Below are 1,066 nucleotides of genomic sequence, written 5' to 3' on the forward strand. Positions count from 1 at the left end.
GTCACGTCCTTGCCGTCGAACCAGACAGAGCCGGAGGTCGGCACGTCCAGTCCTGCCATGATGCGCATGAGGCTGGTCTTGCCGGACAGGGTCGGCCCGAGCAGTACATTCAGCGTCGCATGTTCCAAAGTCAGCGATATATCGCTGAGATGGGGTTTTCCGCCCACTACCTTGGATACATTCCGCAGTTCTAACATTCTTACCCCTCCCAAATGCTTCATTCTGAGCCTTGTTCATTTCATTTCTCCGGCCTCCACCGGAGATCTGAAATGCGGTGAATCCTTAAGCCCTCCACACTTTGGATCGCCGGCCATGCCTACTCCAGTGCCGGCGATATCTTCCAGTCTCTCAGTTTGTAGACGGTTCCGGGCCGGGGCCGTGGTTCGCTTGCCCCCTCCTTCATCCGCCGTTTGAAACTGTGGATGGGCGTTGCAAGATCATCGATGCGAATTTCAACGACGGATGGACCATCGCAAGCGAAAGCCTTGTCCAGCGCCGGCCCGATCTGGTCGGGTGTTTCGACGTAAAAGCCTTCGAGACCTAAACCCTGCGCTGCAGCCGCAAATCCAGGCTTGCAGCTTTGGTTCTCCAACAGTGCAGATTGAACGTTCTTGAAGAAAATATCCTGCCACAGCTGAATCCAACCGAGCCGTCCATTGTTCAGGACAATGTTCACGACCCGTTGCTTATGTTGCAGCTGGCTCGCCAATTCGCCGATCGTGTAGGAAAACCCTCCATCTCCGGCCACGGTGACGACACGGACACCAGGACGTGTGGCAGCTGCACCAACGGCCGCGGGGGTCGAATATCCCAGTCCGCCTTGTCCGCGTGCATAAAGGAAGCTACGGCCGGCCTTTTTGGCCGGGAGAAAATTGGCGATCCATCCCGCAGAGAAGCTGGCATCAGAGATCACGATATCGTCTTCACCAAGACGCTTTGCCAGCTCGAACATTGCACGTGGCGGCGAGATCGGAACTTGGTCGCTAACAATTTCGATACGTTTTTGTTCTTCGCCTTCCGCCTTTACCGCGCTAATCCGCTCGATCCACTGAGGATGCGACTGATC

The 1,066-nt window shown here is 55.9% G+C and carries 2 protein-coding genes; both read right to left on the reverse strand.

What is annotated here, in order from left to right:
- The coding region (locus ACXJ5O_RS27960) for an ATP-binding cassette domain-containing protein (protein ID WP_457302755.1) at positions 1-197 on the reverse strand (197 nt) is incomplete at its 3' end.
- Between the two features lie 119 nt (positions 198-316).
- On the reverse strand, positions 317-1,066 hold a 750-nt coding region (locus tag ACXJ5O_RS27965; RefSeq protein WP_457302756.1), incomplete at its 5' end, for a thiamine pyrophosphate-dependent enzyme.

The sequence above is a fragment of the Phyllobacterium sp. P5_D12 genome, assembly GCF_054049495.1.